The sequence below is a fragment of the Pseudomonas abyssi genome (assembly GCF_002307495.1).
In the GTDB taxonomy this organism is placed as follows: Bacteria; Pseudomonadota; Gammaproteobacteria; order Pseudomonadales; family Pseudomonadaceae; genus Halopseudomonas; species Halopseudomonas abyssi.
Window position 1 is genome coordinate 101481 of record NZ_NTMR01000012.1, and the last position, 26195, is coordinate 127675.

Genomic DNA, 26195 nt, shown 5'->3' on the forward strand with positions numbered 1-26195 from the left:
GCTACCAGACAGTCTGACCGGCGGATCAGAAATCGACCGTCATGCCCACCGTCAACCGGCGGCCATCGAGTACCACGCCGTAGCTGTCGTTGGTCACTTCCTTGTTGGCGACGTTGTAGAGGCCGGCCTTGACGTTGACGTTGTCGGTCAGGCGATAGCCCGCGCCGATATCGACAAAACCGTATCCGGGCGTGCCGTCCGACATGCTGGTGCGGCCCATGTAATCGGAGGTTTTGCTGCGATAGTTACCCTGCAGCCAGGCGTTCAGGCGCGCATTGACGTCCCATTCCAGCAGGCCGTTGAGCATATGCCGTGGCTGCCGGTTCAGAGGCTCGCCCTTGAACTCGCCGGACTTCTGCTCGGAACGGGTAAAGGTGTAGCTGCTGGAGAGGTTCCAGTTCGGCTGGAAGCGGTAGTCGAGCGTCAGCTCGACGCCCTGCATAACGGCCTCGGAGATGTTCTTGCGGGTGCTGAGGAAGTAGTAATTGTTACCGCCAAACCCGCAGGTCCAGGTCGCCGGATCGCCGCGATCACCGTTCGGGCTTTCGCAAAACCGATCCTCGGCAATCTTGTCCTTGTACTGGGTATGGAACAGCATGGCGCTGGTATTGAGCCCCAGCGCAGCGTTGTCGTAGACGTAACCGATCTCGTAGTTGGTGCTGGTTTCCGGCTTCAGGTCCGGATTGCCGATGATCAGTGCACGGGGATGCGGGGCCGGCGAGCCGCCACCGCCGGTACCGCGACCGAAGCCCTCGGTGGCATCGGACAGAGTCGGCTGACGGTAGCCGGTAGACACCCCACCCTTGATCACCCACTCCGGGTTCAGCCGGTAGACGCCGTAGAGCCGTGGCGACAGCTCGCCGCCGAACAACTCGTCGTCGTTGTAGCGCAGTCCGGTGGTCACAGACAGATCGTCGGTGAGAGCCCAGTCCACCTCAGTGTAAAGCGCCGCAATCCAGCGATCGACGCTTTTTACCGCTCCCGGAATGTTGGAGGTCAGCAGGCCGTTGGTTTCATCAACAAACTCCTCCTGCTTGTATTGCCCGCCGAAGGTCACCACGTGATCACCCCAGAAGTAGCTTGCCTGGGTATTGAGCAGGCTGACCTCCTCCTGCTTGGTGCTGCCGGTACCCGGCTTGTCGGACACATCGTGCTGCAGGAAGCTGTTGATGATCAGGTCGCCATAATTGCCATCATGGCTGAAGACATAGACGTCCTTTTCATAGCGATAGGTCGACGGATCAGCGTCCGCAGCGATGCTCTTGCCCGGCGTGTGGGTATATTTCAGCTCGGATGCGGTGTAGCCGAGGCTGAAGCGATTCTGCTCGTTGGGCGTCAGGTAGAACTCGGCGCCACCCTGTTTGCGGGTACTCTCCGGCATGCTGGCGGCGGCATCGCCACCACCGATGTAATCGCTCTCGTCGGTGCCGACATAGGTGCCGGTGAACTGCGCACCGAGCAGGCCCTGAATGATCGGGCCGGCCAGATAGAAATCAGCCTGCTGCGCGTCGCTGCTGATATCGTTCATGGCGCCGGTGTACTCGGTCGAGATGCTGCCGGCCCATTCGTCACCGCCGCGACGGGTGATGATATTGATCACCCCGCCCATGGCTTCAGAGCCATAGAGCGAGGACATCGGCCCGCGGATCACCTCGATCCGCTCGATCATCGAGATCGGCGGCAGGCCGATCTGCTTGCCGCCATCGGCACCGTTGGTGTTGACCATGCGGCCGGCAGAAATCGGCCTGCCATCGACCAGATACAGCGTATAGGTGTCATCCATGCCGCGAATGCTGATGTCCTGCATATTGCCGCCGCCGGTGACAAACACGCCGGGAATGTTACGCACGGCATCGGTGACGTCGGAGTAGGACTGCTTCTCCAGTTGCTCGCGGGTAATGACCGAGATGCTGGCAGGCGCATCGGCGATGTTCTGCTCGTAGCCAGCCGCGGTGACCACCGTGATCTCGTCCAGCGTCACCACCTCCCCATCGGTGTCCGGCTCGGCGGCCAGCGCACTGGCGGTCAGTCCGACGCTGGCCACAGCGACTGCACAGGCCAATTGGTGGCGTTTGAAAATCCGCATACTCTCGACTCCCTGACAAGATAATGATCGAATGCATCAGCAACGACCCGCTCCCGTCAGGCCGATCCAATGTGGTGAAATCGGCACAAATGATATTGATTGCCATTTAAGAGTAAAGCGCATTTACATTCTATACAGCGCGTAAACTGAACCAGAGCTGCAAGCCAGGATGGCCATTGCGCGCCCAGATCCTGCCGCCCTGCAGGCGAATCTGGCGCTCGGCGATAGCCAGACCAAGACCGAAGCCGCCGTCACCCGGGCGCGCGCTGTTCAGGCGGGAAAACGGTCGAAAAATCTGCTCCAGCTGGGCCTCCTCAACGCCCGGGCCCTGATCAGCCAGGCACAGCAACCAGTTGGCGCCTTCGCGCTGCGCACGCATTTGCACCAGGCCGTTATCCGGTGAATGCCGTATCGCATTGCGCAATACATTCTCCAGAGCCTGACTCAGGCCGTTGAGGTGGCCCTGCACCCGACAGTCATCAGGCAGCTCGGCGCTGATGCGCTCGGGCGCCCAGCCAGACTCGAACAGCGCGTCTTCGCGCAGCACTTCCCAGAGCGCATTCAAGTCAACGGCTTCCAGTTGCAGTTGACCCGGCTGGCTGTCCAGCCAGGCGACCTCCAGCGTGCCGTCGAGCAGCTCCTGCATGCGATCAACCTCATGCTCCAGACGCTCGCGCAGCTCACGCTGGCTGAGGTCGCTTTCAGCCGCCACGCGCAACCGGCTGAGCGGGGTACGCAACTCATGGGACACGTCCCGCAGCAACTGCCGTTGTTGCCCGATGGAATCGCGCAGGCGCCGGGTCAGGTAATCCAGCGACCGGCCCAGCTCGCCCAGCTCATCCCGGCGCCCGGCCAACTCGGCAGGCAGCAGGGTTTCCAGCGGGTTGGCGCGCATGGCGTTGGCCTGACGGCGCAAGCGCTCCAGCGGCGAGATCAGCAACATGTACAGCAGCGCACAAAACAGCAGCGACAGCAGCGCCGGCATCAAATAAAGCACCAGGGCATTAAGCAGCGGGCGCACAGCCCAGGGCGTTAGCGACTCGGGCAGGCGCAGCACCAGCGACTCGTCCCGACCTTGCATGGGTACATAGATCACCTGGCGGCCACCGCCACGCATGCTCATCGGCGCCGTATAGCTGCGCAGAAAGGTCAGCATGTTGCGCTGCTCGTCACTCAGCGGCTGGCCGGGCAACGCCTGTAGGGCAGCATCCACCACCACGAGAATTTCCGGGGACAGCTCTGCGTGCTGGTCTCGCCAGGCATTCAGTGCGTCGACGCCCTGATCCAGCGCGCTGGCGGCATCGGCGGCATAACCACGCAGCTCGCGCAGGGTCGATTCGGGCAGGTGCGCCAGGTAGCTGTCCACCCGTTGGGCCGCGTAGTCGGTTACCGCAATCATGCACAGGCAAAAGCCGGCGACCAACAACACCATGCGCCAGTAGAGCGAGCGGCGGCCGAGCATCAGCACGGGTCCCGGCTGAGCAAGTAGCCGTGCCCCCAGACAGCTTCCAGACGCAGGCAATCTATCCCGGCCTGACTCAGTTTGCGGCGCAGATTGCTGACATGCATATCCAGCACCCGGTCATGCCGGGTAAAACCGCGATGCAGCACCTGCTGATACAGAAAGGCCTTGCTCTGCACCTCGCCGGCGTGCGCATGCAGCACTTCCAGCAGGCGATACTCGGTCGGCGTGAAGATGACGGCAATGTCGCCATAACGCAGACGCGAGGCTTTTTCGTCAAAGTGCAGTTCGGCATCGTCGACCGCGGGCTGCGCTACTCCCTGCCCCCGCTCATAGCTGATGCGGCGCAGAATCGCATTGACCCGCACCTCCAGCTCGCGGCTGCTGAAGGGTTTGGGCAGATAATCGTCGGCGCCGCGATCAAAGCCGGTGACTCGGCTCTCTTCATCGCCCAGTGCCGACATCATCAAGACCGGCGTGACGCACAGCCGACGCAGGCGGCTGATCAGCTCCATGCCACTGAGGCCCGGCAGCATGACATCCAGCAGGATCAGATCAAACGCGCCCTGACTGGCCTGCGCCAGGCCCTGCTGACCGTCGGTAGCCAACACGACATCGTGCCCGCTGTTGCCGAGCGACTGCAGCAAGTGCTCGCCCAGCACCGGGTCGTCCTCCACCGCCAATATGCGTGCTTGAAATACCTGCACCCGTCGCACCAAGAATGAGAACCATAAACGCCCGCAAACATACTGCATCCACCACCGTCCGGCAAACACCTCCGGTCGCACTCGCCTGTCACCCGCGCCGCCAAGTCGCTACAATGCGCGCCCACTTCTTCGCTCTCAACATCAGGACTTTCCGTGATCTCCACCGCCAACATCACCATGCAGTTTGGCCCCAAGCCGCTGTTCGAAAACGTCTCCGTCAAATTCGGCAACGGCAACCGCTACGGCCTGATCGGTGCCAACGGCTGCGGCAAGTCGACCTTCATGAAGATCCTTGGCGGCGAGCTGGAGCCCTCCGGCGGCCAGGTCATGCTCGAACAGAACGTGCGTCTGGGTAAGCTGCGCCAGAACCAGTTTGCCTACGAAGAGTTCAGCGTGATCGACACCGTGATCATGGGTCACGAGGAGCTGTGGAAGGTCAAGGCCGAGCGCGACCGCATCTACTCGCTGCCGGAAATGAGCGAAGAAGACGGGATGAAAGTCGGCGAACTGGAAGGCGAGTTCGCGGAAATGGACGGCTACACCGCCGAATCCCGCGCCGGTGAACTGCTGCTCGGTCTCGGCATTCCGCTGGAACAGCACTTCGGCCCGATGAGCGAAGTCGCCCCCGGCTGGAAGCTGCGTGTGCTGCTGGCCCAGGCGCTGTTCTCCGATCCGGACGTACTGCTGCTCGACGAGCCCACCAACCACCTGGATATCAACACCATCCGCTGGCTGGAAAGCATCCTCACGGCGCGTACCAGCACCATGATCATCATCTCCCACGACCGTCACTTCCTGAACTCGGTCTGCACCCACATGGCCGACCTGGATTACGGCGAGCTGCGCCTGTTCCCGGGCAACTACGACGAGTACATGACCGCCGCTACCCAGGCGCGCGAGCGTCTGCTGTCGGACAACGCCAAGAAGAAAGCGCAGATCGCCGAGCTGCAGACCTTCGTCAGCCGCTTCTCGGCCAACGCCTCCAAGGCCAAGCAGGCCACCAGCCGCGCCAAGCAGATCGACAAGATCCAGTTGGAAGAGGTCAAACCCTCCAGCCGCGTCAGCCCGTTTATCCGCTTCGAGCAGTTCAAGAAACTGCACCGTCAGGCGGTCACCCTGCAGAACGTCAGCCAGGGCTACGACGGCGAAGTGCTGTTCAAGGGCCTGAACCTGCAGATCGAAGCCGGCGAGCGGGTCGCCATCATCGGCCCCAACGGCATCGGCAAGACCACCCTGCTGCGCACCCTGGTCGGCGAGTTGGCTCCCATGGCCGGTGAAGTAAAATGGGCCGAAAGCGCCGACATCGGCTACTTCGCGCAGGATCACGCCGACGACTTCAAGGACGACTGCACCCTGTTCGAATGGATGGCACAGTGGACCCAGGGTGGCGAACAACTGGTCCGCGGCACTCTCGGCCGCATGCTGTTCTCCAACGACGAGATCGGCAAATCGGTCAAGGTGATTTCCGGGGGCGAACAGGGTCGCATGCTGTTCGGCAAGCTGATCCTCGGTAAGGCCAACGTGATGCTGATGGACGAGCCGACCAACCACCTCGACATGGAATCGATCGAAGCGCTCAACCTGGCGCTGGAGAACTACCCGGGCACGCTGATCTTCGTCAGCCACGACCGTGAGTTCGTCAGCTCGCTGGCCACCCGCATCATCGAGCTGTCGGAAAACGGCGTGACCGACTTCTCCGGCAGCTACGACGACTATCTGCGCAGTCAGGGCGTGCTGGTCTGATCAACACCGCCGACCAGCAGAGTCTGCTCTCTGGTCGGCGCTTTACAGAATTTACACCTCCCTCTACCCCTTGCTGCACGCGCCCTCCAGACGATTTTCACAGATAGAAACATTGCCGATGAAACTATTTCATTTGCAACTGATTATCATCTGCGAAATTTTCCACTGGAGCCTCTGAATGTCCCCGATTCGCCATCGCACGCTGCTGGCCAGCGCAGTCGCCCTGTCGGCAGCCACCGCCGCTCACGCCGAAGACGTCATTACCCTTGATCGGCTGGTTGTTACCGCCTCCGGCTTTGAACAGAAGCTCACCGACGCCCCGGCCAGCATCAGCGTGATCAGCCAACAGGATCTGCAGGAGAAGCGCTACAACAGTCTGGCGCACGCATTGGGGGATGTAGAAGGGATCGATATCGGGCAAGGCACCGGCAAGACCGGCGGGCTCAACATCAGCATCCGCGGCATGCCCAGCGAATACACGCTGATCCTGATCGACGGTCGGCGCCAGAACGCCGCCGGCAACGTCACGCCCAACGGCTTCAACGAGACCTCCACCAGTTTCATGCCGCCGCTGTCGGCCATCGAGCGCATCGAAGTCATTCGCGGCCCGATGTCGACCTTGTACGGTTCGGATGCCATGGGCGGGGTGATCAACATCATTACCCGCAAGGTCGCCAGCGAGTGGACCGGCTCCGTAACCCTGGACCACACCTTCCAGGAAAACAGCGATTACGGGGCCACCAGCAACGCCAGCCTGTACACCAGCGGCCCGCTGGTCGAAGACCTGCTTGGTCTGCAGCTGCGCGCCAGTGTGTTTGACCGCCAGGAGTCGGATCTCAGCTTCGGCGACGGCAGCGATGTGAGCAAACGCGGCCCGTCCCCGGTCGATGGCCGCAACCACACCCTGGGCGCTCGTCTGACTCTGACACCCCATGACGACCACGACTTCAGCCTGGACTTTGAGCGTGGCCGCCAGCGCTACAACAACGACGAGTGTCAGCTGGGCACACTGGATGGCCTCAACCGTGCCTGCACCGCGCCATCCACCACCGCCAACGGCTATGCCGACGAATTGCGCTTTGAGCGCGAGCAGATTGCGCTGACTCATACCGCCCGTCTGGGCATTGGTACGCTGGATTCCAGCCTGATGCGCAGCCAGACCGAAACCATTGGCCGTACCCTGCCCGGCGACCCGATCGGCAGCCCCTCCGGTATTCCCGGCAGCCTGGCCGGTGACGATCGCGAGCTGGAAACCACCAACCTGGTATTTGATACCAAGCTGGTCGCGCCGGTCGGCGAAAACCACATGACCACCGTGGGTGCGCAATGGTGGAAGGCGGACATGACCGACGGCATTGCGGTCGAAGACTTCGAGCAGAAAACCTGGGCGCTGTTTGCCGAAGACGAGTGGATGCTGCGCGACGACCTGGCACTGACCCTCGGCGCCCGCTATGACGATCACGATGCCTTTGGTGGCCATATCAGCCCGCGCGCCTACCTGGTCTGGAACGCCGCTGACAGCTGGACGATCAAGGGTGGCGTCAGCCGTGGCTACCGCACCCCGGACCTGAACGAACTGCATGACGGCATCAACGGTATCAGCGGTCAGGGCACCGTAGTCACCATCGGCAACCCGGACCTGGACCCGGAAACCACCACCAGTACCGAGTTTGGCGTGTACTACAACGGCCTGGCTGGTTTTAACGCCAACGCCACCCTGTTCCACAACGAGTTTGAGGACAAGATCGCCAGCGGTAACCCGGTGGCGGATCCGCTGTGCGCCGGCAACGCTGGCGGTACCTGCTCACAGCTGGTGAATATCGACGAGGCGGTCACCCGCGGCCTGGAGCTGGCAGCCAGCTGGGAATTCATTCCCGCCTGGACGCTGAGCGGCAATTACACCTATACCGACAGCGAGCAAAAAAGTGGCGCGGACAAGGGTCAGCCGCTGACCAACACACCGGCGCATCTGGCCAACGCCAAGCTCGACTGGCAAACCTCCAGCCGCCTGAACCTGTGGCTACGCGGCGAGTATCGCGGCGAACGTGCGCGCTTCTCGTCCAGCTATGCCAACCTGGCCAACGGCAACGGCAGCTACTCCAGCAACCAGTCGCTGTACGACGCATTGGGTGCGAAGACCAAGGCCTACACCCTGTTCCATCTGGGTGGCTCGTTCCAGGCAACCGATAACCTGACCCTGAACGCAAGCATCTACAACCTGTTCGACAAGGACTTCCTCAAGGGCCAGACCTACACCACCTACACCAACGCTGGCGCCGTGGACGGCACCGCCTTTGGCAGCGACTACATTGTCAGCGGTCGATCGACCACCGGTGTGCTGGAGGAAGGACGCCGGCTCTGGCTGTCAGCCAACCTGACGTTCTAACCGCTAGGCCGGTCGTGCGGGTGCTGCTCAGGTTGGCAGCAGCCCGCCCAGCAGGCTGCTGTCCAGCACCAGCCAGTCGAGCCAGACCAACTGGTGCACGGCAACAATCAGCCAGAACAGCACCTGAAAGGACACCTTGCGGGTCTTGTGGCGAAACAACTGCTGGGCCACCAGCGCGCCAGGCCAGCCGCCCAGTAGCTCGGTGATGTGCAGGGTGTTTTCGGTCGTGCGCCAGCGGCCGGTCTCGGCGCTGCGCTTGTCCATCGCGTATTGAATAAAACTGACGATGCTGACCAGCAGATAAGCCAGCAGCGGCCAGGGCAGATACTGCTGAAGCCAAAGCTGCAGACTGCCGGCCAGCGGCAGGGCGCACAGCAGGGCCAGAATCCCCAGCTTGAGCCCGGCATAACGCACCGGCTGCGCAGGCCGGGAAGGCGCTGCCTGCCGCCGCGGCGCAGGCTTGGTGCTGGTCTTGCCGTTACTGCCACGGGCCGCTTGTGGCTTGCGGCGAATCGCCGGACGATCCAGCGCCAACCCAGTGCCCCGCATATGCTCGGCGCGCAGGCGTCCCTGAGCATCCCGCGCGCCGACAAAACGCACCGCCATGCCCGCCACCGGTCGCGCGTCGCCGCGCATCACCGAGATATGGGCAAATACCCTGTCACTGCCGTCATCGGGCTGGATAAAGCCGAAGCCCTTGGCATCGTTCCAGTTGACCAGCTTGCCGCCCTGCTCCATCCCTGCTTCTCCCGTTGGCCGCCAGTGCCCCCAGCGGACCGTCGGCCGCCACTCGAGGTCGCCATCATACCGGTTTATTGCAACACCTGACGCAGCCTTAAACGTTATGTTATAACTACAAATATAATAACGAACCAACACCCTCTCCTGGCAGCCTGCAGCGCAGGCCGTCGCAGAATCATCGCAAGGACCAACCATGAAACACAGAATTGAAGCCGCCAGCGGCGGCCTGCTCGCGCTCGCGTTGCTGGGGAGCAACGCCTGGGCAGCGCCCGCCACAACCAACCTTCCGACCATGGTGGTCACCGCCACCACCACCGAGCGCAGCACCGCCGATGCGCCGGCCAGTGTCAGCGTGGTGGGCGGTGATGAGCTGCGCCGCCGACCGGTCAATGACCTGGCCGACGCGGTGCGCAATACCGTCGGTGTCGATTTGCAGGACCTGGGCCTCGGTCGCCGTGGCATCTCCATCCGCGGCATGGACTCCGAACAAACCCTGATGCTGGTCGACGGCCAACGCATCAACGCCTCGGCCTCGGGTATTGCTCATTCGGACTTTGAACTGGGCTGGGTGCCCACCGAAGCCATCGAACGAGTCGAGATCGTGCGCGGGCCGATGTCCTCGCTGTATGGCTCCGAAGCCCTTGGCGGCGTGGTCAACGTGATCACCCGCGCCGCCACCGATGAATGGCAGGGCTCGCTCAGCAGCAACGCCACCTTTACCGACAGCAGCCTGGATGGCGACCAGCGCAAGACCGGTTTCTATTTGGGCGGCCCGCTGGTCGATGGCACACTGGGGCTCAACCTGTGGGGCGAGTTTCGCCAGCGCGACGCCCTGCATGATGCCGCCAACCCGGCGCTCAGCCAGCTGGATGAGCAGGACGCGCGCACCGGGCACCTCGGCCTGAGCTGGACGCCGCTGGACAATCAGCGCATCGACCTCTCGGTCGACGCCGGCAACGAGGAGCAGGACGGCGACCGCAGCTCCACTGCCAGCCCGCTGTACCAGACCCACTACGACGTCGACCGTCGGCGCTACTCGCTGTCGCACAACGGCGATTGGGGCTGGGGCGACAGTCAGGTGCGCCTGTATCGCTCTGAGCTGGAGCGCAAGGCTTACCGCAGCGACGGCGGCGACGCCAGCGGCCCCAACACCTTCACCGATACCGTGCTGGATGGCCGTGTCGGCCTGCCGCTGGGCGAGCACCATCTGCTCACCCTGGGCGCAGAAACCCGCCGCGAGGAACTCGAAGACCCCACCGTCAACCGGGGCGGCAAGGCCGAACAGGACCACTACGCCGCCTTCGCCCAGGATGAAATCTGGTTCAACGAGCAGTGGGAGCTGGTGCTCGGCGCGCGCGTCGACCGCCACGAGGACTTTGGTTGGGAGACCAGCCCGCGCGGCTATCTGATGTACCACCCCAGCGATGCCCTGACCCTGCGCGCCGGCGTGGGCCACGGCTTCAAGGCGCCGACGCTGAAGCAGCTGTCGCCCGAGTACGAGTCGCGCGCGGCCATGGGTGGGCGCGGCATCATTCGTGGCAACCCCGAGTTGGAGCCGGAAACCAACCAGTCCTTCGAGCTGGGCGCCGAGCTGGACCAGGGCCGCTGGATGGTCGCCGCCACCTTGTTCCGCAACGATGTCGACAACCTGATCGAAACCATCCGTCTGCCTACCTGCGACGTGCCCGGCCGCGTCTGCCTGGAGTACGACAACATCGCCGAAGCACGTCTGCAGGGCCTAGAACTGAGTGGTCGCATCACCCTGCTCGACCCGTTGAGTCTGAGCGCCAACTACACCTATCTGGACGCCGAAAACCGGGTCACCAAGGAACGTCTGGCTGACCGCTCGCGCCACCGTGCCAACGCCAGCGTCAACTGGGATCTGACCCCGGCGCTCGGTACCCGCCTGCAGGCTGAGTACCACAGCTCGCAGTTGCGCTCGGCAACCGAACCGGACAGCCCCGGCTACACCCTGGTCAACTGGTATCTGGACTACGCCGTGACCCGCAATCTGAGCCTGCACACCGGCATCGAGAATATCGGCAACGAGCGTCTGGCCAACGACGACCCGGACGACTATGACCGCGTTGATCCCGGCCGCCGTTACTTCGTCGGCCTGACGGTCAGCTTCTGATGCACTTCAATCGTGGTGTCCGCAGCAGCCTCTGCGCGCTGCTGTGGCTGCTGGCCGCGTGCATGACACAAGCGCAGACACCGGGCGCCAGCGTGCTGGTGTTGCACAACAGCTTTGTCTCCAGCGAGAAATTCCAGTGGCTGCAACCTCTGGCGGCGCAGCGCGATATCGCGCTGCAGCACCTGAACGTCGAGAGCGCAGACAGCGAGGCGCTGCAACAGGCGCTGGAGAACAGTGCGCTGGTGGTTCTGGACGTGCCTCGCCCCAGTGACCGTGCACAAGTCAGTCGGGCACTTGAAGCCCGGCAAGACCTGCCGCCACAGCTGACCATCGGCGGTGGCCGTCCACTCTGGGATCAGCTGCCGCCCAGCGTGGCTGGCCCGCTGGTGGCGCTCTATGCCGCCGGCGGGCAGCCCAACTTCAGCCGCTTCTTTGCCCTGGCTGCCGCCATTCAACGCGGCGCGCCGGTCACGCCTGAGTTACTTGCCCCGCCCGAGCAGCTGCCGGCTACCGGGTTTTATCACCCGCAGGCACCCGCGCTGTTCAGCACCCTGGCCGACTATCTTGTCTGGGCTGATCAGCGGCTTCCCAATGCCAGGGGACGCATCGCTTATCTGATCCACTCGGGCATGGTCGGCGATATGCTGACCCGCGAGCTGGATGAGCTGGTCAGCCGCAGCGAGGCCGCCGGTCTTCAGCCGGTGATGTTCTGGTTCGACGGCAACGCCGAGGGCGGCCTGACCGAATTGTTCGCCGGCCAGTCGATCGACGCACTGGTCAACCTGACCCATATGCAGAACAGCTCGGCGCGCAGCGCCGACTTTCTCGCCCTCGACGTGCCGGTGATCCAGACCCTGCGTTTTCGCGAGGGCGAAGCAGCCGACTGGCCTGGCGCGGTCAGCGGTGTCGCTGCGCGCACCACGGCGGTGTTTCTGGCCGGGCCTGAAGGCTGGGGCGTCAGTGATCCGCTGGTGCTGTCGGCCACCACCGAGGGCGTCGACGATTTGCTGCCCGCGCAGGCCGATGCCCTGATCGCCAAACTGCAGCGGCTGGTTGCCCTGCGCCACACCCCGGCGGCGGACAAACGGCTGGCGCTGCTGTTCTGGAACTACCCGTCCGGGGAGAAGAACCTCGGCGCCTCCAACCTCAATGTGCCGCGCAGCATCGTCTCGACCCAGCGGGCGCTGCGGGCCGAGGGGTATCAGGTAGGCGAGCCGGTCAGCGAGCAACAGGTGATCGAGCATGCCCAACGCCTGCTCGGCGCCCTGTACGGCAGTGTCACCCCCGAGCAGCTGCTGGCCGAGGGGCTGGCCGTCAGCTACCCGGTTGCTGACTACCAAACCTGGCTGGACAGCCTGCCCGCCCGGCGCCAGCAGGCACTGGCCGCGCAAGGCCCGCCCGAGCAGCACCCGGCCGTGCGCGAAGTGAACGGCGAACCGGCATTTATCCTACCGGCCTGGCAGCTGGGCCAGCTGCTGCTGATGCCGCAAATGCCGCGTGGCGGCGAACCCGGCAACTATCACAGCCAGGACAGCACCCCGGATCACCGCTATCTGGCCGCCTACCGCTACCTGCAAACCCGCGCCGGCACGGATGCGCTGATCCATCTGGGCACCCACGGCACCCAGGAGTGGCTGCCGGGCAAGGACCGCGGCCTGGCAGCGGATGACTATCCCTGGCTGGCGGCGGGTGATCTGCCGATCTTCTACCCCTACATTCAGGACAACGTCGGTGAAGCCATCCAGGCCAAGCGCCGCGGCCGCGCTGTGACCATCAGCCACCAGACCCCGCCCTTTGCCCCGGCCGGCCTGTATGACCAGATGCGCGACCTGCACCACCTGATCCACGAGCACGAACAGCTGGATGAGGGTCAGGTGCGGGACACCGTGCGCGAGCAGATCCGCACCAGCGCCATCGAAGCCAACATGCACGCCGATCTCGGCTGGAGCGAGGAACAAATCGCCGCCGATTTCGACGGCTTTCTGCAGGCCCTGCACGATCATCTGCACGAGCTGGCGCGCACCGCCATGCCCCTCGGGCTGCATACCTTCGGTCAACCGGCCAGCACCGAACACCGCATGATTACCCTGATGCAGCAGTTGGGCGCGCCCTTCTATGCGGCACTGGGTACCGATCGGCTGGAGCTGTTTGCGGTCGAGCACGAGGCGCTCACCGCCACCCCGGCCTACCGCGCGGTCGAGCAGCTGCTGGATGAACAGGCGAGCACTGACCTGCCTCCCGAGGTCGCCGCCTTTGCCGAACGCGCGCGCCAGCTGGACCGGCAATTGCGCAATACCGGCGAGAATGAGGCGCTGCTGGCCGGGCTGGCCGGTCGCTTTGTCGCGCCGGGCTCGGGCGGCGACCCGATCCGCAACCCGGATGTGCCCAGCGGCCGCAACCTCTATGCCTTCGAGGCCGACAAGATTCCGGCCCGCGCCGCCTGGGACAGCGGCGCTGTCGCCTACCAGCAGCTGGTCGACGCCTTCCGCGCTGAACACGACGGCGCCTGGCCAGAGAAGCTGGCCTTCAGCCTCTGGTCATCGGAGGCCATCCGCCACCTCGGCGTGACCGAAGCCCAGGTGCTGCACGCGCTGGGGCTGCGGCCGATCTGGGATGACGGTGGCCGGGTCACCGCGCTGGAGATCATCCCGGCCAGCGAGCTGGGCCACCCGCGCAGCGATGTGGTGGTACAGGTCACCGGCGTCTACCGCGACCAGTTTGACCACTTCATGCGCCTGCTGGACGATGCCATCGCCCGGCTGGCCGAGCTGGATGAACCCGGCAACCCGATTGCCGCCAACAACCGCCGTATCGCCACCGAGCTCCAGGCCCAGGGCATGAGCGCCGAACAGGCCGCTGAAGCCGCCGGCTACCGCATTTTTGGCAACGCCCCCGGCGAATACGGCACCGGCGTGCCTGATCTGACCATGGCCTCGACCGAGTGGGATGACGATGCCGTGCTGGCCGAGCAGTTCCTCGCCAGCAACGGCTACGCCTTTGGCAATCGGCAATGGGGCGAGGCCAGTGGCAACATCAATTTGCTGGCCTCGCAACTGCGCGGCACCCAGGCGGCCATCATGTCACGCTCCTCCAACCTGCATGGCGTGCTGTCCACCGACCACCCGTTCGAGTTTCTCGGCGGCTTGTCGGCTGCCGTGCGTCACCTCGATGGCGCCGCGCCGCAACTGCTGATCTCTGACCTGCGCAGCAGCGAGACCCGCACCACCGGTCTGGACCGTTTCCTCGCCGATGAGCTGCGCGTGCGTTATCTCAACCCGCAGTGGATCGAAGGCATGCAAGCCGAGGGCTATGCCGGCACGCTGGAAGTGCTGAAGGTCACCAACAATCTGTTTGGCTGGCAGGCAGTGGACCCGTCGACCGTGCGCGACGATCAATGGCAGGCGCTGTTCGACACCTACGTCAACGACAGTCAGGAGCTGGGCACCCAAGAATGGTTCGAGCAGCACAACCCCACCGCCCAGGCGCAAATGCTGGAACGCATGGCCGAGGCCATTCGCAAGGACTACTGGGACGCCTCCGAGCAGACCCGCGCGCAGCTGGCCGAGCGCTGGCAGCAGCTGCAGGACGAGTTTGACGTAGCACCCGGCAACCCGGTAACCAGCGCCTTTATCGCCGAGCTGGCGCGCGGCGCCGGCTTCGAGGCGCCAGCCAGCAGCGAGCCGTCGGCAGCACGGCCCGAGATGCCCGAGCAGCTCGATGCCGCCAGCGAACCTGCAGCGACTCAGCCGGTGCAGGGCCAGGTGCTCGAAGCCGTCGGCGAAAAATCCGAACCGGACTACACCGCCTACTGGGCGCTGGCGCTCATGCTGCTGTTGATCGGCGGCGGCGCGCTACAGCAGGCGCGGCGCTCGCGTACCTTCCACAACCCTGACAAGACTGAGTGATATGAGCTTTTTTAACGACATTGAACACCTGTTATACGCCGTATCCCGCCTGTTTCTCGCCCCGGTGATGCTGCTGATTGCCCTGGCGCTGGCCTATGCGCTGGTCACCCTCGGCGCCTTTGCCGTGGAGGCCTGGCAACGCAGCCGTAACCGTCACCAGGCTGCGCTGCTGCAACAGGCGACTGCCGCCGATGGCTCGCCGGTAGCCAGCGATGATCTGGAACTGTGGATCATGCGCCGGCTGGAGTGGCTGCGCGTGGTATCGCGGACCGCTCCCATGCTCGGGCTGATCGCCACCATGATTCCCATGGGGCCGGCACTGCTCGCGCTGGGTAACAATGATGCGCAGGCGGTCGGCCGCAACATGGTCGCGGCCTTCTCGGCGGTGATCCTCGCCCTGCTGGCCGCCAGCCTCTGCTACTTCATGCTCACCGTACGCCGTCGCTGGTTGCTGGAAGACCTGCGCCAACTGGAACAACAACGCGCTCGCGCAGAGGCCAGCTGATGCGTTTTCTGGACGAAGATGACGACGATCCGATGCTCTCGGTAGTCAACCTGATCGACCTGTTTCTGGTCATCATCGGCATGCTGATGGTGGTGATCGCACAGAATCCGCTCAACCCCTTCTCCGAGGAGCGGGTGGTCGTGGTGGAAAATCCGGGGGAGGACAACATGCGCATTACCGTCAAGGACGGCCAGGAGCTGACCCGCTACGAGTCCAGCGGGGAGATGGGCGAAGGCCAGGGCGCCCGCGCCGGTGTGACCTACCGGCTGGATGACGGACGCATGATCTACGTGCCGGAGTAGGGGTAGGCAGCAGCGGCGCCAGCTGGCGCCGCTGCACACACTCAGAAGCTGTAGCGCAGCTCGAGCTTGCCGTTGCGCGGCTCACCAAAGGCATGTTGCTGGTAGAAGCCGATCTGGCTGTAGTACTTCTTGTCCAGCAGGTTATCCACGTTCAGCTGCAGACTGAGTTCATCGCTGAGCGCGTAGCGTGCCATGACGTTGACCAGTGCGTAGGAGCTCTGCTCCAGCTTGTCGCGCTGGCCCAGCGGGTTGGTCGCGATAGTGTAGTTGCCGTCTTCCCAGTTCACCCCGCCGCCCAGGGTCAGACGCCCCATACGGTAGGTGGTGAACAGGTTTGCGCTGCGCCGTGGGTAACGCGTATTGACCTTCTCCCCATCGGCGTCCTCGGCACTGAACTGCGCCCAGCCCACCAGCAGATTCCAGTTCTCGGTCAAGGCCCCGGACACTTCAATCTCGTAACCATCGCTGGTCGTGCCCTGCGCCGCGTAATACGCCTGGGCTATACCACCCGGCACCACCTGGCCGATGTCCGGTTGCGCCAGGTTGTCCTGCTCGATGCGGAATACCGCCAGCGAGGCATTCAGGCGCCCGCCAAAATACTCGGCCTTGATACCGGCCTCATAATTCTGACCTTCCAGCGGGTCCAGATAATCGCCATTGCGGTCCTGGTAGTCCTGCGGGTTGAAGATCTCGGAGTAGCTCACATAGGTGGAGTACTGATCATTGATGTCGTAGATCAGGCCGGCATAGGGCGTGATTTCATGCTCGTGCTCGAACTTATAGGTCGAACCGTCCCACTTCATGCCGCTGGTCTCCCAGTTGCTGATGCGGCTACCAATAATCAGCTGCAGCGGATCGGCCAGCCGCAGGCGTGCCACGGCGTAGGCGCCCAGCTCGTCGGTGTCCTGGGTGGTGTACACCGCAGACGGCCCCCACTCTGGCTCGGGATAGGAGCCATCCCACTCGAAATAGTTACCCACCGGCGGACGCGTCAGCGGCGCGCGGCGATCGGTAACCAGCTCCTGCTGGCTGTACATGGAGCCGATTACCACCTCGTGATCCTGACCGGCAAAGTAGAACGGAATGGTGGCGGACAGGTCGAGGGTGTCCTGCTCGCGGCTGACGTCGTACCAGGTAGGGCTGGCACTCATGCCCAGACCTGTGGTCTTGTCCGGCGCGCCGGACAGGTACAGCAAGCGCAGATCCGCCTCGTTGGTCGCCCGGCTGTAAGCCCCGTACAGGCGCACACCAGAGTCAAAGGTATGCTCCAGGTTGGCGTAGTAGGTGGTCTGCGTGGAGGCCCACTCGGCCCACTCCGGGGCGGTGGTCTTGGAGGAGCTCCAGTCGGTGCGCGTGCCATCGCTGAACCAGGTCGGCAAGCCACCCCACATAGACGCGGTCGGACTGTTCTCCTGGTAGCTGGCGCCCAGATTCAGCAGCGTGCTATCGGTCAGGTCGATACCCAGGGTGCCCAGCAGGACTTGTTTCTCATTCTCCGCCAGATCGATATAGGAGCCTTCTTCCAGATAACTGCCAACCACACGGCCGCGGATTTTGCCGCTGTCGTGCAGGGCACCGGACAGGTCCACTGTGCCCTGATAGCGATCCCAGGAGCCCACCTGCCCGCTGACAAACCCGCGCGGCTGCACACTGTCAGCGCGTTTGCGCACCATGTTGATCGCGGCCGACGGGTTGCCTGCGCCGGTCACCAGCCCGGTGGCGCCGCGCACCACTTCCACGCGGTCATACAGCAAGGTGTCCATCTGCGTCTCGCCCGCAGCCCAGCCGGCGCTCCAGGTGGTCGGCACGCCGTCGATCATCAGATTGGTGATGTCAAAGCCCCGGGCAGAGAAGCCGTTGCGCGAGCTGTCGAACGCCTTGCTGGAGACCCCGGTGGTCATGTTGACCACGTCGGTAATCGACTCCACCGCGAAGTCGTCCATCACCTGACGGGTGATCACCGAGACTGACTGCGGTGTCTCGCGCGGTGCCAGAGTAAGACGGGTGGCGGTCCGAGTGGCCTCGGTGGTGTAGGAGCCGGTGCCTTCGGTCACCGGCGATGCGCCCGCGGATTCGGCGGTCACAGTGACCGCTTCAAGCTGAATTCGCTCCTCTTCCGCCGGGACGGCCGACTCCTGGGACCAGACCGGCGCGGCGTGCACGGCGGCGAGACTCAAGCTAATGCTCAGCAGCGAGCGGGGAAAACGGTGCGGGGTTTGCTGGGGTAAACGAGACACGTCGGGAACCTCCTTTTCCATAGGAATGAGGCGACGGATGCTAATCTAAATAAAAACAACTCTCAACAACACACAAGAAAGACCGGGACAGAGTCTGCCGCCCTGCCCCGGAGGCACTACAGTTGATAGCGCAGGCTCAGCATATAGTTGCGCGGTGCGCCGAAGCTGTTACCGCCCTCGGTCCAGCCAAGGCTCTGATAGTACTCGCGGTCCAACAGGTTATTGACGTTCAGCCGCACCTCGGTCTGCTCGGTCGGCCGATAGGCCGCGTGCAAGCCAACGGTGGCATAGCCGGGCTGCTGAATACGACTGTCGTCGCTGGCCTGGATGTCGCTTTGCGCATACAGGCTGCCACCGACGCGCCAGCGCTGCAGGGTACCGGTCAGCTGGTGGCTGCTGGTGAGCTTGAACTGATGACGCGGAATGTCCGTGTCATAGGGCTCGCCTACGTTGGCCGGGTCGGTATCCTTGCTGAACTCGGCATCGATGAAGGCATAGCCGGCCGTCAACTGCCAGTTGGCGGTCAGCGCGCCGCTGATTTCCATCTCGACACCCTGGCTTTCCACTTCACCCGCCGCGCGAGAACAGTAGCCCCAGCTGCCCGGACAGGGGTTGGGACCGGCGAGGTCGGAGACCGCCCGGTTCTGCTGTTTGATCAGGAAGGTCGCGAGACTGGCGTTGAGCTGACCATCAAAGTACTCGCCCTTGATCCCCAGCTCGTAGTTGGTGCCGGTGATCGGCTCAAGAAAATCGCCATATTGATCCGTGACCGTCTGCGGTTCAAAGATCTCGGTCCAGCTGGCATACACCGAGTGGTTGTCATCCAGGTCAAAAACCAACCCGGCATAGGGTACGGCCTCAGCGTTGATCTTCAGCGTATCACCACTGCCGGTCAGTAGTTCACGCTCATACCAGGTCACCCGCGTGCCCAGTATCAGGGTCAGCGGATCGGCCAACTGCAGACGGGTGGCAGCGTAGACCGCCTTTTGCTGATCGTCGAAAGCATGGGTCCACAGACTCATGTCGATAGGCGGGCGCGGCACCGCCGAGGCATCCCAGTTGTAAGGGTCCGCGGCGGGTGCAGCGGCGGTCCAGCTGTAGGCCGCCCAACCACCCCAGTTGCGGTTCTCCCGCTGCTGGTAGCTGGCGCCCAGCACCAGCTCGTGCTCGCGACCGAACAGGCGGTATGGGCCGGTCAAAGACAGGTCATAGCTGTCCTGCTTGTTGTCCAGTCGATAGCGCTGGGAGCTCTGGCGCAACACACCGGCGGTGCGGTTCAGGCCGGTAAACAGCATATCCTGCTCGGGACGTTTCCAGACGGCCGCGGCCTTCAGTTGCCAGCCACCTGCGAGGTGCTGGGTCAGGTCGGCAAACAGGGTCTTGTCGGTCTGCCGCCAATAGTCGAACTCATTGATCAGGTTGATGGAGCGGCTCAGCCCCTCCAGGAAGCTGCCATCGGTATTGGTCGGCTGGCTGGCCAGAATGCCGTCGTTATCGACCTTGCGGTAATGAAAGCCGATGGAGGCAAGGGTATCGGGGGTCAGGTCCGCTTCGAGAATGCCGTAAAACTGATGATTGCGGTCGCGCGCGTAGTCGTAAAAACGCTGGGCATCCTGCCAGCTGACCACGGTGCGACCCCGAACAACGCCGCCGTCGGTGAGCGGGCCAGCGGCGTCGAGCACGCTGCGGTAGTTGTCCCAGCTGCCGGCGCTGACGGTGATGCTGGCCTGCGGATCGGCGGTCGGGCGTTTACGCACCAGATTGATCGCCGCCGACGGTGTACCGGCGCCGGTGGTCAGGCCGGTTGCGCCCCGGACTACCTCGACCCGGTCGTAGATCTCCAGTGCATCGTTGTCGGCATTGAAGGTGCCGTTGGCGCCGGTGCTGGTCGGCAGGCCGTCCAGCAGGATGCTGGAGACCGGAAAGCCACGCGCCATAAAGCTGCCGGAGTCACCCGTGTAGTACCCCTTCTGCATGGTCAGACCGGTAATATTCTGCACCGCGTCGTCCAGGGTGGTGAGATTGAGATCGTCGATCTGCTGCCGGGTCAGCACGCTGACCGCCTGCGGCGTTTCGCGGATCGACAGCGGCAGTTTGGTCGCGGTGCTGGTCGAGCCGGTGGTGTAGGACCCGGTGCCTTCTGTGGTCGCAGACAACTGCTGGCCGGTCACGGTGATCGGGCTCAGCTGCAGGTCCGCCCCCGCCTCCGGCAACGGCAGTAGCACCACCCGGCCGTCGGCCCGAGTCTGTGCGCTCAGGCCACTACCTTGCAGCAGTTGCTGCAGACCCTGCTGCTGGCTGTACTGGCCGCGCAGGCCGGGGCTGGTCTTGCCGGCGGTCAACCGGGCATCGGCAGCGAATAGCAGATTGAGCTGGTCGGCAAACTGGCTGAGCGCGCGGTCCAGCGGGCCGGCAGCGATATTGAAACTGTGCAGCTCGGCACTGACGGCCGCCGGTGTTTGCGCCACGGCCGGCGACGCCAGCAGCAGTGCCGGACCGGCCAGCAGGCCGCCGAACAGAGCGCAGCGCAGGGCTTGCGCCAGCGGCGTGCGGGCGGTGAACAAGCGGGTTGGCATGGGGGTGACTCCTTGTAGTTGGCAGATATCACCGGATATCCCGAACGAGATCGCCAATCCGACAAGGCGCGAGGTGATTTTTTTGCTCTGATCGCTCCCAAGATCCTGCGTGGGAGCGCCGGTAAGGACGCTCTGCGCCCGGTTGTGGTGGTGTGTTTTTCGCTCATGTGCCGCTGGATAGCCCGCATTTCGCCTTTCACGGCGAGCCAAGAGGGGCCGCTTGCCCGGCCCCCCTTAGCGATCCCCCGGGGCACCCGACTACGCGGCCCTTCGGGTTCGCTGCGTTGCTCGATTAATCGGGGAGTCGCAGAACTCGTCGCTACGCTCCTCAGACATGCTGCGCCTCTTTCTCCCGAATAATCTGCGCTACTCGCCCGCGTAAACGGGACGAAACCACGTGCACGCTTGACCGTCGGGGTCAAACGAAGAAACACCCCAAAAAACGCTCAAACAGCCGTCACCCGCACCCAATAACGGGTGTAGTAATGAATGCGTACCGGCAGTATGTCGGTCAGCGTAGCGAGCACACGGTCGGTGTCGGCCAGGGGGAATACCCCGCTGAGCGGGAGCGCGGCGACGTCGGGGTCGCAGTGGATCACGCCGCGGCGATGGCGAGCGAGTTCAGCGAGGAAGTCGCCGATGGGTTGCTGCTCGGCAATCAGCTTGCCCTGCTGCCAGGCTACCCGACGCAGGTCTGCGTTGCCGCTGGCCAGCGGCCCGCTGGCGGAAAAGGCCAATGCGCTGCCAGCGGACAAGCGCAGCGGCGTGGCCTCCCATGGGCGAACGTCCAGCTCGCCCTGGAACAGATCCAGCTGACTGACAGCCTCGCGCTGGCGCACGGCAACGCGAGCGCCCAACGCTTCGAGCTCACCGGCGACCGTCTCCACCAACAGGGGCCTGGGGTCACGCACGCTGCGCTGCACACTGGTCAGCAGCAGTTCGCCGCTGACCAGCTGGATGCGCCGCTGGTGCTGATCAAAGCGGATGTTGACGGCGCTGTCGGAGTTAAGGTCCAGCAGGCTCTGATCCGGCAGCTGCAGTTGCCGACGCTCGCCGGGAGCCGTGCGCTGATCGGCCAGCGCCTCACGCCAGGGCAGTCTTTGCTGCGCCACGTAGCCGGTGGAACCCACCATCAGCGCCAACCCGAGCAACTTGATCAGCTCACGGCGGCTGGTCTGGCCACGGCGCGACAGTACCTGGCGCACCGTCTGCTGCGGCGCCATCTGCAGGGTCCCTTGCAGGTGCTGCAGCCGGGTCCATGCGCGACGGTGCTCAGGGTCGGCCTCCTGCCAATGTTGCAGGGCCTGACGCTGCTCGGCATTCAAGCCGCCGTCCCACTGCAACATCAGCCAATAGCTGGCCTGCTCCACCACAGCGGCAGCAATGGGGCGCTCAGCGGACGCTGTCATGAACCGTAAACCACCTGATAACAGGCGCCGATGGCACGCAACATATACTTCTGCACCGCGCTGACACTGACACCAAGCCGCGCGGCAATCTGCGCATAGCTGAGCCCCTCGAACTGTGACATCACAAAAGCGCTGCGGACCCGCTCCGGCATGGCGTCGAGCATGGCGTCGACCTGCAAGAGGGATTCGATGATCAGCATGCGGGTTTCCGGCGAGGGTGTCTCAGGCGCCGGCAACTGGGCGAGGCTCTCCAGGTAGGCCTGCTCGATGCGCTGCCGCCGCCAGTGATCGACCACCAGATGACGGGCGATCTGCAGCAGAAAACGCCGCCCCTCCCCAACCGAGGGCAACCGCTGGCTCACCAGCAGGCGAACAAAGGTGTCCTGAGCAATATCCGCCGCCTGCTCGCGATCACCCAGGCGCGCGCGCAGCCAGCGCTGCAGCCAGCCGTGATGGTCGCTGTACAGGCCTGACAGTTGTTGTTGCGAGGTATTGGGCACCGACGGCTCCAGGATGGCGGCTGCAGATAAGAATCAGTCGCATCCTAAAGCAAAACGCGGAGGCAGAGAACCGGCGAATTAGATCATCGGCTTGGGTTCTCGGCCGCTCGGCCACCACATGTCGCGTCCGTGAAGCGCATGGCCACACAGCGCCGGCCATTGCTGCACCGAACAGCGCTATGTGCGTAAACGCAGGCGCTGCGGCTCAGCGGGCGCGCAGCGCCGCTGTACCGGCAATCTGCCAGAGCCGCGCCAGGTCGGCGGCGCGGGCACTGAGCTGGTCGGCGGCCTGCTGCATGGCCTGCTCAAGACTGAGCGGTCCCGGTGCCAGACTGAAGGCGGCGCCGATGCCTTCAGCGTAGAGCCGTTGATAGCCCTCACCCAGACTGCCAGCCAGCGCAATCACCGGCACGCCGGCGGCACGGGCGATGCGTGCCACGCCGACAGGGGTCTTGCCGTGCAGGCTCTGGCCATCCAGACGGCCCTCGCCGGTGATTACCAGGTCCGCACCCTCGACTGCCGCCGCCAGGCCGGACAGCTCGGCGACCAGCTCGACGCCCGGCCGAAAGGCAGCACGCAACACTGCGCGGGCGGCAAAGCCGAGACCACCCGCTGCGCCCACGCCCGGGTAATCGCGCAGATCCTCACCCAGGGTGGCCGCCATCACGTCAGCGTAATGCGCCAGCGCAGCATCCAGCTGTTCAACCTGCGCCGGACTCGCGCCCTTCTGCGGGCCAAATACTGCCGAAGCGCCACGCGGACCGCAGAGCGGGTTGTCGACATCCGCCGCAACCATCACCTCGACTTGCGCCAGCCGGGTATCCAGACCTGTCAGATCGATCTGGCTCAGGCTGGCTAGCGCCGCGCCACCGAGTGCCAGTTCCTGTCCTGCGCGATCCAGAAAGCGCACCCCAAGAGCGGCGAGCAGGCCGGCGCCGCCATCGTTGGTGGCACTGCCGCCAAGGCCCAGCACGATACGCCGCACGCCGGCATCCAGCGCCGCGCGTATCAGCTCGCCGGTGCCATGACTGCTGGCCGCCAGCACATCGCGACGCGCCGGCTCGACCCGATGCAGGCCGCTGGCCTCGGCCATCTCGATGATCGCCTGGGCATCCTGCAGCAACCCCCAGCGCGCCTCGACCGGATCGCCCAGAGGCCCGCTGACGCGGGTCTGCTGCAGCGTGCCCCCAGTGGCACTCAACAACGCATCAACCGTGCCCTCCCCGCCGTCGGCCATCGGGCACAGCAGCAGGTCGGCATCGGGGTAAACGCGTGCCCAGCCCGCTGCTATGGCTTCAGCAACGGCGCGGGCACTCAGGCTTTCCTTGAACGAATCGGGGGCGATAACCAGTTTCATCAGAGCAATACCAGACTCAGCAGCCAGACGGTGATAATGCCGGCGATGCCCTGCATCAGGGTGCCGAGTGTTTGTGCACGGTAGGCGGTGCTGACGCTCATGCGACTGAACTGGGTCACCACCCAGAAGAAGCTGTCGTTGGCGTGGGACACAGTCATCGCGCCGGCACCGATGGCCATAACGCACAGCACGCGGCCCATTTCGCTGTCCAGCCCCAGCTCCGGCAGCAGCGGTGCAACCAGCGCCGAGGTCGTCACCAGCGCCACCGTGGTCGAGCCCTGCGCCGATTTCAGCGCGGCCGAGACGATAAAGGGCATGAAGATACCAATACCCAGCGCCGACAGGGTCGCCCCGAGATAGTCGCCCAGCGGCGTGACCTTGAGCATCGCGCCAAAAGCGCCACCGGCACCGGTGATCAGCAGGATCGGTGCGGCCGCCTGTATACCTTCAACGACGCGATCATGAAACTCCTGCCGCTTGTTGTCCGAGCGCAACAGTGTGCAGGCCAGTGCCAGACCCACCGCCAGCGCCACCACCGGCTGACCGAGGAAGGCCAGCAGGGTATACAGGAAGCCGTCGCCAACCGGTTTGGCCGGCAGATTGGCCAGGGTACCCAGACAGATCAAACCAATCGGCAGGAAGATCGGCGCAAACGCCTTGGCCGGGCTGGGCAGCACGCCGTACTTGGCGCGAATCTGCTCATAGTCCTCGGCATCCATCACCTGGGCGCCGTTGTCCTCCAGCGGAATATCCTTGCCGATAAAGCGGTTGGCCCAGAGCATGCCAGCGACCGCGGTTACCAGAGACACCACCAGACCGACCAGGATCACCAGGCCCAGGTTGGATTCCAGCCCCAGGTTACCGGCAGCGGCAATCGGGCCGGGGGTCGGCGGCACAAAGGTGTGGGAGGCATAGAGGCCGGTCGCCAAGGCCACGCTCATGGCGATCACCGAAATCTTCATGCGCGCTGCCAGGGCATTTTTCAGCGAGTTGAGGATGACGTAGCCCGAATCGCAGAACACCGGGATCGACACCAGATAGCCGATGATCGACATGGTCAGCGTCGGGAAGCGCTCGCCTAGCAGCTTGATCACCGTCTCGGCCATGGTGATCGCCGCGCCGCTGCGCTCAAGGATCACACCGATAATGGTGCCCAGGGCAATAACGATGCCGATGTAACCGAGAATACCGCCAAAGCCACCGGTGATCGTCTTGACGATCTCCATGGTCGGCACCTGATAGGCAAAGCCGGCCAGCAGCGCCGCCGCCAACAGGGCAAGAAAAGGGTGTAACTTCAGACGAGAAGTCGCCAGAACGATAAAGGCAATCAGGGCGACCAGAATCAGTACCAGACCCATGCTGAACTCCTTTTTATTGTGTTTGCCGCAATGGGCAGCCAGAAAGCAGCCATTGTCACCCAGCCTGCGGGACAAAAGCCTTATGCCCTGGCACAACAATAGACGGGAATTAGCAACGCATTCTTGTTCGCTCGCCCAATAGCAATAAACCTGAAACTGGGTGGATCCGCTCTGGTTATGGAACTGTGGCGGAGAACAGGACCAGTCGGAGGACACGCGCACGAAAGCTTGGAAACCATCAGTCGCAGCGAACCGGCTACAGCATGAGTGCGACTGCCAAATCAGCTTTTCGCCTTTTACGGCGAGCCAAGGGGGGCCGCTTGCCCGGCCCCCCTTAGCGATCCCCCGGGGCACCCGACTACGCGGCCCTGCGGGTTCGCTGCGTTGCTCGATTTATCGGGGAGTCATAAAACTCGTCGCTGCGCTCCTCAGACAGCCTATGACTCTTTTTCCCGATAAATCTGCGCTACTCGCCCGCGTAAACGGGACGATACCCGGTGCACACTCCACCATCCAAGTGTTTGACAGTTTGCCAGAGCGCGATAATTAGGCGTGCGTTAACAGCCGCTTCTGGCGCAGAACAAATCAGCAGACATAAAGCACTGACCCGGACGAGGAGCATCCTGACAGGCGCTTCCACGCAAGAGCCTGGGAGCGATAAGGTCTATGTCGGCAAGACATGATGGATGCACGGATCAACTCCCCGTTTACGCGGGCGAGTAGCGCAGGGCTGGCGGGAAATAGGACGGCAGCATGTCTGAGGAGCGCAGCGACGAGTTCTGCCGGC

16 protein-coding genes are annotated in these 26195 nt (G+C 63.8%); 6 read left to right on the forward strand and 10 right to left on the reverse strand.

Going from position 1 to position 26195, the window contains the following annotated elements; genetic code table 11:
• Nucleotides 1–25: 25 nt before the first annotated feature.
• The 3 genes from CNQ84_RS10955 to CNQ84_RS10965 form a co-directional block, all read right to left on the reverse strand.
• Nucleotides 26–2086 carry a TonB-dependent receptor domain-containing protein gene (locus CNQ84_RS10955; protein ID WP_096004909.1) on the reverse strand — a complete coding sequence of 687 codons (2061 nt, stop codon included), beginning with the start codon at nucleotides 2084–2086 and terminating at the stop codon, nucleotides 26–28.
• Nucleotides 2087–2216: 130 nt separating this feature from the next.
• Nucleotides 2217–3548, reverse strand: coding sequence for a sensor histidine kinase (locus tag CNQ84_RS10960; RefSeq protein ID WP_096005016.1), 1332 nt, complete (start codon nucleotides 3546–3548; stop codon nucleotides 2217–2219).
• Nucleotides 3548–4264: a response regulator transcription factor gene (locus CNQ84_RS10965; protein ID WP_425439964.1), complete on the reverse strand. Its 717-nt coding sequence runs from the start codon at nucleotides 4262–4264 to the stop codon at nucleotides 3548–3550. The genes CNQ84_RS10960 and CNQ84_RS10965 overlap by 1 nt, the downstream gene beginning before the upstream one ends.
• A gap of 144 nt (nucleotides 4265–4408) precedes the next feature.
• Between CNQ84_RS10965 and CNQ84_RS10970 the strand changes: the two genes are divergently transcribed.
• Entirely contained in the window at nucleotides 4409–5998 is a 1590-nt protein-coding gene (locus tag CNQ84_RS10970) for an ABC-F family ATPase (RefSeq protein WP_096004911.1), read from the forward strand.
• Nucleotides 5999–6176: 178 nt separating this feature from the next.
• On the forward strand, nucleotides 6177–8384 hold the full coding sequence (locus tag CNQ84_RS10975) for a TonB-dependent receptor domain-containing protein (protein WP_096004912.1): 2208 nt from the start codon (nucleotides 6177–6179) through the stop codon (nucleotides 8382–8384).
• A 27-nt stretch (nucleotides 8385–8411) separates the two neighbouring features.
• Here the strand turns inward: CNQ84_RS10975 and CNQ84_RS10980 are convergent, their stop codons facing one another.
• Nucleotides 8412–9122 (reverse strand): DUF1294 domain-containing protein, encoded by a 711-nt coding sequence (locus CNQ84_RS10980; protein WP_096004913.1) that lies wholly within the window; start codon nucleotides 9120–9122, stop codon nucleotides 8412–8414.
• A 196-nt stretch (nucleotides 9123–9318) separates the two neighbouring features.
• Here CNQ84_RS10980 and CNQ84_RS10985 point away from each other — a divergent pair, with 196 nt between their 5' ends.
• The 4 genes from CNQ84_RS10985 to CNQ84_RS11000 are packed head-to-tail and all read left to right on the forward strand — an operon-like array spanning nucleotide 9319 to nucleotide 15971.
• On the forward strand, nucleotides 9319–11259 hold the full coding sequence (locus CNQ84_RS10985; protein ID WP_096004914.1) for a TonB-dependent receptor domain-containing protein: 1941 nt from the start codon (nucleotides 9319–9321) through the stop codon (nucleotides 11257–11259).
• A complete protein-coding gene (cobN, locus tag CNQ84_RS10990; RefSeq protein ID WP_096004915.1) occupies nucleotides 11259–15164 on the forward strand; it encodes a cobaltochelatase subunit CobN in 3906 nt (1301 codons plus the stop codon). Before CNQ84_RS10985 ends, cobN begins: the two co-directional genes overlap by 1 nt.
• Nucleotide 15165: 1 nt before the next feature.
• On the forward strand, nucleotides 15166–15669 hold the full coding sequence (locus tag CNQ84_RS10995; RefSeq protein WP_096004916.1) for a MotA/TolQ/ExbB proton channel family protein: 504 nt from the start codon (nucleotides 15166–15168) through the stop codon (nucleotides 15667–15669).
• Nucleotides 15669–15971: a DUF2149 domain-containing protein gene (locus CNQ84_RS11000; RefSeq protein ID WP_096004917.1), complete on the forward strand. Its 303-nt coding sequence runs from the start codon at nucleotides 15669–15671 to the stop codon at nucleotides 15969–15971. Before CNQ84_RS10995 ends, CNQ84_RS11000 begins: the two co-directional genes overlap by 1 nt.
• Before the next feature lie 41 nt (nucleotides 15972–16012).
• Here CNQ84_RS11000 and CNQ84_RS11005 read toward each other — a convergent pair whose 3' ends face one another.
• The 6 genes from CNQ84_RS11005 to CNQ84_RS11030 form a co-directional block, all read right to left on the reverse strand.
• Nucleotides 16013–18208, reverse strand: coding sequence for a TonB-dependent siderophore receptor (locus tag CNQ84_RS11005; RefSeq protein WP_217350087.1), 2196 nt, complete (start codon nucleotides 18206–18208; stop codon nucleotides 16013–16015).
• 116 nt (nucleotides 18209–18324) lie between these two features.
• A complete protein-coding gene (locus CNQ84_RS11010; RefSeq protein ID WP_096004919.1) occupies nucleotides 18325–20784 on the reverse strand; it encodes a TonB-dependent siderophore receptor in 2460 nt (819 codons plus the stop codon).
• A gap of 446 nt (nucleotides 20785–21230) precedes the next feature.
• Entirely contained in the window at nucleotides 21231–22193 is a 963-nt protein-coding gene (locus CNQ84_RS11015; protein WP_096004920.1) for a FecR domain-containing protein, read from the reverse strand.
• Nucleotides 22190–22693, reverse strand: a complete 504-nt coding sequence (locus tag CNQ84_RS11020) for a sigma-70 family RNA polymerase sigma factor (RefSeq protein ID WP_425439963.1) — start codon at nucleotides 22691–22693, stop codon at nucleotides 22190–22192. Before CNQ84_RS11020 ends, CNQ84_RS11015 begins: the two co-directional genes overlap by 4 nt.
• A 205-nt stretch (nucleotides 22694–22898) precedes the next feature.
• Nucleotides 22899–24050 (reverse strand): glycerate kinase, encoded by a 1152-nt coding sequence (locus CNQ84_RS11025; protein WP_096004922.1) that lies wholly within the window; start codon nucleotides 24048–24050, stop codon nucleotides 22899–22901.
• A complete protein-coding gene (locus CNQ84_RS11030; protein WP_096004923.1) occupies nucleotides 24050–25408 on the reverse strand; it encodes a GntP family permease in 1359 nt (452 codons plus the stop codon). Before CNQ84_RS11030 ends, CNQ84_RS11025 begins: the two co-directional genes overlap by 1 nt.
• Nucleotides 25409–26195 lie beyond the last annotated feature (787 nt).